This is a genomic window from Catenulispora pinistramenti (assembly GCF_018274385.1).
Taxonomy (GTDB): domain Bacteria; phylum Actinomycetota; class Actinomycetes; order Streptomycetales; family Catenulisporaceae; genus Catenulispora; species Catenulispora pinistramenti.
Genome location: NZ_JAAFYZ010000324.1, coordinates 1 through 8,833 on the forward strand (window position 1 = coordinate 1; position 8,833 = coordinate 8,833).

Below are 8,833 nucleotides of genomic sequence, written 5' to 3' on the forward strand. Positions count from 1 at the left end.
GGCCCGCCCCAACCGAGCAGCCATCGCTGCGGCCTCCACCAACAACGCGGAGTAATCCAAAGCCCGGCGCCCATCATCCAAAGCCGTGGCATCGGGAAACGCACGCGCCGTGGCATACAGGACATCAATAAGCGTCCGCGGAGCGGGAGCCGACGCCGACGCGTCGTACACCGCGGGGGCGTCCAAGCCGGACACCGGCTGATCCATACAGGCATCCTCGCGTCGGCGGGGCGGCGCGCGCCGTTCGCGGGCCTGGCCGGTGTCAGGATATCAACAGAGATGATCACGCGAATTCCGACAGCGCCCCGGGGGTTACGTTCCACACCGCCCACCCACCCCGAAAGAAGAGCAAGGAAGAGCGGACTGGGCACAGCACAGCGAACGGAAGCGTCGCCAGCATGGCGCGGGCATGCTGCGCGGATGTCCGGCGGATGTCTGGATCGCGGCCGAGGCGCGGGTGGGAGCGCGGGCGCAGGTCAGGTGGCTGACGGGTCTCGCCGGCGGCGGCACAGGCACGCGCTCTTGATGGCAGGCCGGTCGCGCAAGGTTGGCTGACCGGGGCTCAGGCGCCGACACCGCTCAATCAATCAGCAGCGCAGCCAGTCGATCTCCACGCAGGCCAAGCCCTCGCTCGCGCGTCCGGATGGCGCTGGGCTTGGGCACTGGCATGCATGGGCGGCGTCGCTGGCTAGGCCTTCGCGCAGCTGGCGGGCACTGGTGGCAGCCCGGCGAGTTCTTCAGTCGGGATTGGGCTGCCTTGCTGCGGGGTCTGTCGAAGGTGACTTGCAGGGAGTCCGTGCTCCAAGTGTCAGTAGTTTTTAGGGCCAGTTATCTTGCGCTCCACAACCCAATACCCTCCCCCCTGCGAGTCAGACCATGGAGATCCCCGAGCACCAAGACACCGACCTGGTCGTCCGTCGAGGCGATGCTGGGTCAGCTCAGCGACACCGAACAGTCCCGAGCGCTGGCCATCGCCCTCGACAACCCGAGCGCCGCACGCGTAGCAGCCGTATAGCCGTACAGCAAAGCCATATAGCAAAGCCCGGCCCCGCCAGCTCGAAGCCGGCAGAACCGGGCCGGACTCAGCAACTCACATCAGAGCTCAGAACTCGGAACTCGGAACTCATAGCTCCGCGGCAGCCGGGATAAGCTCCCGCCCGATCAACTCCAGCCGCTCGGTCTGCCACACGTCCTGCAGACTCCCGTGCACCTCCGACACGCCGAGCGCCGCGAAGCCCCGCAGCTGGTCCAGCAACGCGGGGATGTTCTCGCCCTTCTCCCCGATGTTGAACGGCATCATCACCGTCTTCTCGATGCTGTCGTAGTCGCGCCCCTCGGTCTCGCAGTGGCCGCGCAGCACGTCCAGCTTGTGCTCCAGCTCCGGGCTGGCGAACAGGTTGCACGCCTGCGCGTACTTCGCCACCAGCCGCAGCGTCTTCTTCTCGCCGCCGCCGCCGATCAGGATCGGCGGGGTGCGCAGCGGCTGCGGGGAGTTCAGGGTGCGGCCCAGGTGGTAGTGCTTGCCCTCGTACGGGGCGTCGCTGTCGCTCCACATCTGCTGGCAGATCTGCAGCGCCTCCTCCAGCCGCTCGAAGCGCTCGGCGGTGCTGGGGAAGAACAGCCCGAGGCCGGCGGCCTCCTCGCCGTTCCAGGCGGCGCCGATGCCGAGCCAGGCGCGGCCCTTGGACAGCACGTCCAGGGTCGACACGGCCTTGGCCAGCAGTCCCGGCTCGCGGTAGGTGACGGCCGTGACCCAGGCCAGGAGCTGCACCTTCTCGGTCCGGGCGGCCAGGAAGCCGAGGGCGGTGTAGGCCTCCAGCATGTCCAGCTCGGCCGGGCCGACGTTGCCGATCTGGAACAGGTGGTCCATCACGCTCACCCGGGCGAAGCCGACCTCCTCGGCGGTGACCGCGATCCGTGTCAGGTCGTCGGCCAGGGTGGCGGGGCCACCGGGATAGGTGAAGTTGGGGATGTGCAGCCCGAGTTCCATGGTCTTGCTCCTCACCAGGAAAGTCAGAAAGTCAGATAGGAGCCCGTCCGCTGCGCGGCACGCGCACGCGGGCGGCGCTCGCCCACGACGCTACTCCGCCGCGCGAGAGATGTCAGTCTCCGACATCGACGAGCCTCGGCGCGGCCCCGCCGAGTCCGGAACGTGCTCGAAACCTGTCAAAGGCTTGGCGTATCGTCCGGCTGCGCGGCCTTCCCGCTCTCCCACGGCAGCACCGCCGACCAGCCGGTCACCACGAACCCGAGCACCAGCACCACCGCGAAGACCGCCACCGCGCCGCCGGAATCGGCGTTGATCCCGGCGAACCCCAAGGCCAGCAGATAGCCTCCGACGAGCAACGCGGTAATGCCCCACTTGGTAGTCATATTTCCAAGTTAGGCACCAGGCCCGATCCCGCCACTCCCCCGGCCCGATCGGGGGCGCGACCGCAGGACAAAGCGCACGGCAGCGCCCGTCACGTATTAGCCGGCACTCCCGTCCCAGCACCCCGCCGCCGCAGCGCCACCTGCTCGCCACGAGCCGTCGGCAACGTGTCCTCCGACCGTCCCTCGACGCTGAACCCGGCATCCGCGATCATCGCCAGATCGTCCGCCCCGGCCGCGCCCTCGCTGGTCAGATAGTCGCCGAGGAAGATCGCGTTGGCCAGGTGCAACGCCAGCGGCTGCATGCTCCGCAGGTGGATCTCCCGCCCCCCGGCCAGCCGCACCTCCACATCCGGAAACACGAACCGGAACAGCGCCAGGATCCGCAGACACCGAGCCGGAGTCAGTTCCCACCGCGAACCCAGCGGCGTCCCCTCGAACGGAATGAGGAAGTTCACCGGCACCGAGTCCGGGTCCAACTCACGCAGAGCGAAAGCCACGGAGACCACGTCCTCGTCGCTCTCCCCCATCCCGAAGATGGCACCGGAGCACGGCGACAGCCCGGCGGCGCTCGCGTCCCGCAGCGTGTCCACCCGGTCGGCGAACGTGTGCGTCGTGCAGATGTCCGCGTACTTCTCCTGCGCGGTGTTCAGATTGTGGTTGTAGGCATCGGCCCCGGCCTCGGCCAGCCGCGCGGCCTGCCCGTCCCTGAGCAATCCCAGGCAGACGCAGACCTCGACGTCGGGCGTACCGCCCTTGATCGCGGCCACCGTGTCCGCGACCCGCTCGACGTCACGATCCGACGGCCCCCGCCCGGAGGCCACCAGGCAGACCCGCTTGGCGCCGGCCCCGACCGCCTTGGCGGCCAACTCGGCAGCCTCATCGGTTTTGATCCACGAGTACTTCAGGATCTCCGCCTCGCTGCCGAGCCGCTGCGAACAGTAGAAACAGTCCTCCGGACACAGCCCGGACTTCATGTTGACCAGGTAGTTGAGCTTCACCCGGCGGCCGAAGAAGGCCCGCCGCACCCGTCCGGCGGCCGCGACGACGTCCAGGACGTCCGCGTCGTCGCCGGCCAACAGCGCCAGCGCCTGCTCCCGGGTCGGTGGCCGCCGCTCCAAGGCGGCACTGACCAGGTCGGACAGCAGGACGTCAAGGGAAGCGGCAGAGGGCTGGGTTGTCATGGCCTTCATCGTGGCGTGGCCGACGCGGCGCGGGTCATCGATGGCCGCTACAGGATCACGGGGTAAACGTTGTGGGGTCCGGTGCAGAGAGTTATGGGGCCCGCTTCAGAGAGCGAACATCGACATGGCAAGCTGCTGGAAATGAGCATCTCTGATTCGAGCCACCGGATCGGCATACGGCTGGGCGCAGCCGTCGTCGTCTCGCTGACGGCGGTCGCCCTGACCGCCGGTTGCAGCTCTTCGAAGTCCTCGAAGGCGGCGAGCACCGCCCCGCCCCCGGCCGCCACCACGACCGTCACGGCCGCCGCGACGAGTTCGTCGTCGGGAACGGTGGACGGCGGTGCGAGCCCTTCGACCACCGGGTCTTCCTCGGAGTCGGCGAAGCCCACCACGGTCGGCGCCGGCGGGCCGCACGACTGTTCGGCGGACATGCTGAGCCTGAGCATCGCGCCGCTGCGGGAGCCGATCAACCACGTCATGATCTCGGCGAAGAACACCTCACAGCTGCCCTGCCACCTGAACCAGTACCCGGAACTGCGCATCACCCCCGGCCAGAACTCCATCATCACGCCGCTGGACACCTCCAAGCCGGCGCAGCCGACGATCCTGCTGGCCCCCGGCGCCACCGCCTACGCGGGCCTGATGACGAACTCCCCGGACGGGTCGGGCAAGAACGGCAAGAACGTCCCGTCCCTGACGCTGTCGCTGGAGTCCAGCAGCCCCCAAGGCGGCGGCGTGGGCCGGCCGGTCACGGTGGCGATGCCCGCGAGCGCGGACTACATCGACAGTTCCGCGTTCGTCACCTACTGGCAGAGCGACTCGCAGACCGCGGCCAGTTCCTGACGCCCGGGCGACCCACGGCGAGTCTCCTCGCTGCTCGACAGGCGCCGGTCTCGGGCGGCTGTTACGGTCGGGATGGTTGCGACGCCCGAGCCGCGAGGAGACTCCCCTGATGCCCAAGCTTTCCCCCGCCGAGGCCGCGCAGCCGGTGGTCAGTCCCCTGACCTCGGCGGCGATGTTCCTGGTGCTGACCGTCGAGGACGGTGGCGAGGACGCGGTCCGGGAGGCCGTCCCCGACCTGAGCGCCTACGCGCGCGCCGTCGGGTTCGGGCACCCGGAGGCGGAGCTGGCGTGCGTCACGGGGTTCGGCTCGGCCGTGTGGGACCGGCTGTTCGACGGGCCCCGGCCGGCCGAGCTGCATCCGTTCACCGCCCTGGACGGCCCGCAGCACTCGGCGCCCTCCACCCCCGGCGACCTGCTGCTGCATCTGCGGGCCCAGCACATGGACGTCTGTTACGACTTCGCCGCCAACCTCCTGACCCGCCTCGGCGGCGCGGTGAAGGTCGTGGACGAGGTGCACGGCTTCCGCTACTACGACCGCCGCGACCTGCTGGGCTTCGTCGACGGCACGGAGAACCCCGAGGGCGTGGAGGCGGTGGCGGCGGCGCTGGTCGACGCCGAGCGCGACCCGGAGTTCGTCGGCGGCAGCTACGTCATCGTGCAGAAGTACCTGCACGACATCTCGGCGTGGAACTCGCTGTCCGACCACGAGCAGGCGCTGGTGATCGGGCGCACCAAGACCGGGAACGTGCAGCTGCCGGACGCCGCGCTGCCGAAGAACTCGCACGTGTCCCGCAACACGATCGTCGGGCCGGACGGCGAGGAGCAGGACATCCTGCGGGCCAACATGCCGTTCGGATCGTTCCGCGAGGGTGAGGTGGGCACCTACTTCATCGGGTACTGCGCCACTCCGGAGACCACCGAGCAGATGCTGCGGAACATGTTCATCGGCGACGAGGAGGGTAACCGGGACCGGATCCTGGACTTCTCGACGGCGGTCACCGGCGGGTTGTTCTTCGTGCCGCCCACCGGATTCCTGGACGACCCGCCGCCGGCCCCCGGCCGAGGCCTGGCCGGGACCGCTGCCAGTGACGACAGCACCGACGACGACAGTGACGACGACCCCCTGACCGCCCCCACGACACCGGCCAAGCCCCGCACCAGTGATGGTTCGCTGGGCATCGGAAGCCTGAGGAGCTGACGATATGAACAACCTGCACCGCGACCTCGCCCCGGTCAGCGACGCCGCCTGGGAGCAGATCGAGGAGGAGGCGCGCCGCACCGTGCTGCGGTACCTGGCCTTCCGGCGCGTGGTGGACGTCAGCGGCCCGGACGGCACCACGCTGGCGGCCGTCGGCGACGGCCACACCGCGCCCATCGCCGCCCCGCACGACGGCGTGCAGGCCCGGCTGCGCAGCGCCAGGCCGCTGGTCGAGGTGCGGATCCCGTTCGAGCTGGACCGGACCGACATCGACGACGTGGAGCGCGGCGCCCAGGACAGCGACTGGCAGCCGGTGAAGGACGCGGCCAAGATCGCCGCGTTCACCGAGGACCGGGCCATCGCCGACGGCTACGCCGCGGCCGGGATCACCGGCCTGCGGCCGTTCGCCAGCAACGCGGCGATGCCGCTGCCGGCGGACCCGGTGGACTACCCGACCACCGTGGCCCGGATGGCCACCCAGCTGAAGCTGGCCGGTGTCGAAGGGCCCTACCACCTGGTGCTCGGCGCCGACGCCTACCAGGCGCTGTCGGACGCGGTGGACCACGGCTACCCGGTCGCCGAGCACGTGGCCCGGCTGATCGACGGCGACGTGATCTGGGCCCCGGCGATCACCGGCGGCGTGCTGCTGTCCTCCCGCGGCGGCGACTACCAGCTGCAGCTCGGGCAGGACCTGTCGATCGGGTACGAGTCGCACACCGCGGACAAGGTGCGGCTGTACTTCACGCAGTCGTTCACGTTCCTGCCCTACACCGCCGAGGCCGCGGTGCCGCTGGGCGGCACCCCCGCCGGGCTCGGCACCGGCTCGGGCACCGGCAAGGAAGGCAAGTCCGCTAAGCGGTCGCGGTGACGACGACGTAGCCCTTCGGCTCGCGCCAGATCCCACCCGGCAGGGTGCGGAATCTGGCGCGGGCTTCTTTGTCGAGGTCTGCGGTGATGGCGGCGCGCAGGTCGCCGTCCTCGGGCACGCCGAGCAGGGTGAGCGTGGAGCGCAGGTAGGCGATGACCGGTTCGGGGTCGGGGAAGACCAGGGCGTTGTCGCGTCGCAGGATCCGGATGGCGTCGGCGCCGAAGCCGCGGGCGACCAGGTCCGGCAGGTTACCGCCGTGGACCCGCTCGTCCGGCGTCGGCGCGATGGTGATGCCGTGCCGGGTCAGCACCTCTTCCCGCAGGGCTTTCATCAACGGATAGGACTCTTCGCGGTTGACGACGGCGGCGAACCGGCCGCCCGCGCGCAGCACGCGGCGGGCCTGGACCACGGCACCGGCCGGGTCGTCGAGGTGGTAGAGCATGTGCCGGGCGGTGACGACGTCGAACGCCGCGTCGGCGAAGGGCGGGTGCCCGGCGTCGCCGCGCAGACCGTGGACGCCGGGGATGCGGTCGCAGGTCGCGGCGGATTCGGCGGAGAAGTCCAGGGCGGTCAGCGCCGCGGTGTGGCCGGCGGCGGACAGCCGGGCCAGGAAGGTGCCGGTGCCCGGGCCGATGTCGAGCAGCCGATCGTCGGCCGTGACGGCGGCCGCGGCGAGGACGTCGGCTTCGACGTCGTGGTCGGCTTCGCTGTAGCGGCGGTGGGTCTGGATCCTGACGTCCAGCGTGCTCAGGTCACGGTACGCGCGGTCCACGGCGGTAGTCATGACCGCCATTGTGGTGGACCCGCGCTCGCCTCGGCGACGTACCCCCGTCGCCGAGGCGGGAAGCGCAACCGTCCGTCGCTCAGGCGCGCACCCGGACCACGACCGAGACCGGCATCGAGCGCACCGGGTCGGGGCGGACCGTGGTCCCGCTGTGCGGCGAGTCGATCACCAGACCGTTGCCGACGTAGATGCCGACGTGGTGCTGCGTGGGATAGAAGACCACGAGGTCGCCCGGCTCGGCCTTGCTCAGCGGGATCTGCGTCCCGGCGCGGGCCTGGTCCCGGACGGTGCGCGGGATCTTGACGCCGGCCACCGCCCAGACGTGCTGGGTGAAGCCGGAGCAGTCGAAGCCCGCGCGGGTGGTGCCGCCCCAGCGGTAGGGGACGCCGAGCAGGGACAGCGCCTCGTGGACCGCCTTGGCCGCCTTGGGGTTCTTGGCCGGGGGCAGGTGGGCCAGCAGGTAGGCGTTGGTGTGCCGGTCCGGGGCCGGGCGGCCGCGGGTGACCGAGCGGGGCTTCGAGGCCGACTTCGGGTGCGCGGTCTTCTTCGGGTGCGCGACCTTCGGGTGCGCCACCTTGGGATGAGTCGTCTTGGGGTGGCTGGCCTTGGGGTGGGCGGCCTTCGACGCGGGCTTTCCCTTGGCCGACTTGGCGGGCTTGGCCGCGGGCTTCCCCTTGGCGGGCTTGGCCGCCGGCTTCGGCCTGGCGCTCCGGTCCTGTGGCGATGGTGCTCCCACCTGAGTGCGTGAGAGCGCGTACTCGACCGGCCGGACGGTTCCGGCCGCGAGCAGAGCCGACATGGGGGCCGGGCTCAGAGCCATCGGTGTCCCCAGCGCCGCCGCCTGGATCGCGGGCCGCTCGGACGACCCGCCGAGCTGGTCGGCGACGGTGGCCAGCAGCGCGCCGGCCGCCAGCAGTGCCGAGACGCACCGTGCGGGGGCACGGTGCCCGGGTTTATGACATTGCATCCCGTTCACTTCCCTCTGTTCCGGAGCAGGACAGATTCCTGCGAAGATCCGAAGATCGTCTTACCGCCCCGGATCGGGCTCCATGCCCGCGCGCCCCTGGACGGAGCAGTGCCCGGACTCACCACCTGGGCGGAAGGCGCGGGTAAGGGTGACCGAACGAGCTGGCGAACCAGGGCCCGGACAAGGCCGGGTTGAGGCACGGCCGATTCAGACGAGACCGCTCCGGACAAGACCGCTCCCCGCACAAGACGAAGCCGCCCCGCCGCACGGCCCCGTGACCGTCGGTGGGGCGGCGAGGTCCTGCCACCCTTCGCACGGGCCGGCCCCCCACCGGCCCGTGTCCTGTCCGCCTAGCCGACCGGCCCCGAGTCCGGCGGCGAGGCATCCCCCTGCTCCCCCTGCGCTGCCCTGCCCGGGATCGGCTTCGACTTCGTCGCCGATCCCGGCCGCCCGCGGCCCCCGCCGCGGGACGGTTCCCCCTTCTTCTGCACCCGGCCGCGCGGCCCCGTGACCGCCGGACGAGCACACCCCCTGTCCCCCTGCCGTGACGCCGGCTTCCCCTCCGACGCCACGGACCGGCCGCTCAACCCCCGCCGGTCGAGCCGGCCGGCCCCGCCTC

General features: G+C 70.8%; 9 protein-coding genes. 3 read left to right on the forward strand and 6 right to left on the reverse strand.

The features are described from left to right. The 4 genes from KGQ19_RS45475 to bioB form a co-directional block, all read right to left on the reverse strand. On the reverse strand, positions 1–207 hold a 207-nt coding region (locus KGQ19_RS45475), incomplete at its 3' end, for a hypothetical protein (protein WP_212021323.1). A 916-nt stretch (positions 208–1,123) separates the two neighbouring features. Further along, positions 1,124–1,990 (reverse strand): LLM class F420-dependent oxidoreductase, encoded by an 867-nt coding sequence (locus KGQ19_RS45480; RefSeq protein ID WP_212021325.1) that lies wholly within the window; start codon positions 1,988–1,990, stop codon positions 1,124–1,126. 176 nt (positions 1,991–2,166) lie between these two features. Beyond that, on the reverse strand, positions 2,167–2,373 hold the full coding sequence (locus tag KGQ19_RS45485) for a hypothetical protein (RefSeq protein ID WP_212021327.1): 207 nt from the start codon (positions 2,371–2,373) through the stop codon (positions 2,167–2,169). A gap of 89 nt (positions 2,374–2,462) precedes the next feature. Then, positions 2,463–3,554 carry a biotin synthase BioB gene (bioB, locus tag KGQ19_RS45490; RefSeq protein ID WP_268908227.1) on the reverse strand — a complete coding sequence of 364 codons (1,092 nt, stop codon included), beginning with the start codon at positions 3,552–3,554 and terminating at the stop codon, positions 2,463–2,465. Positions 3,555–3,695: 141 nt separating this feature from the next. On the opposite strand from bioB, the gene KGQ19_RS45495 reads away from it, so the two are divergent. The 3 genes from KGQ19_RS45495 (at position 3,696) to KGQ19_RS45505 (ending at position 6,463) form a co-directional block, all read left to right on the forward strand. Beyond that, complete coding sequence (locus tag KGQ19_RS45495) at positions 3,696–4,397, forward strand: DUF4232 domain-containing protein (protein WP_212021331.1); 702 nt, start codon at positions 3,696–3,698, stop codon at positions 4,395–4,397. 109 nt (positions 4,398–4,506) lie between these two features. Continuing rightward, a complete protein-coding gene (locus KGQ19_RS45500) occupies positions 4,507–5,595 on the forward strand; it encodes a Dyp-type peroxidase (RefSeq protein ID WP_212021333.1) in 1,089 nt (362 codons plus the stop codon). A gap of 4 nt (positions 5,596–5,599) precedes the next feature. Next, on the forward strand, positions 5,600–6,463 hold the full coding sequence (locus KGQ19_RS45505) for a family 1 encapsulin nanocompartment shell protein (protein WP_212021334.1): 864 nt from the start codon (positions 5,600–5,602) through the stop codon (positions 6,461–6,463). On the opposite strand, the gene KGQ19_RS45510 is transcribed toward KGQ19_RS45505, so the two are convergent. Then, positions 6,447–7,247, reverse strand: a complete 801-nt coding sequence (locus tag KGQ19_RS45510; protein ID WP_212021335.1) for a class I SAM-dependent methyltransferase — start codon at positions 7,245–7,247, stop codon at positions 6,447–6,449. The genes KGQ19_RS45505 and KGQ19_RS45510 overlap by 17 nt on opposite strands. Positions 7,248–7,326: 79 nt before the next feature. Continuing rightward, positions 7,327–8,214, reverse strand: a complete 888-nt coding sequence (locus KGQ19_RS45515; protein ID WP_212021336.1) for a C40 family peptidase — start codon at positions 8,212–8,214, stop codon at positions 7,327–7,329. Positions 8,215–8,833 lie beyond the last annotated feature (619 nt).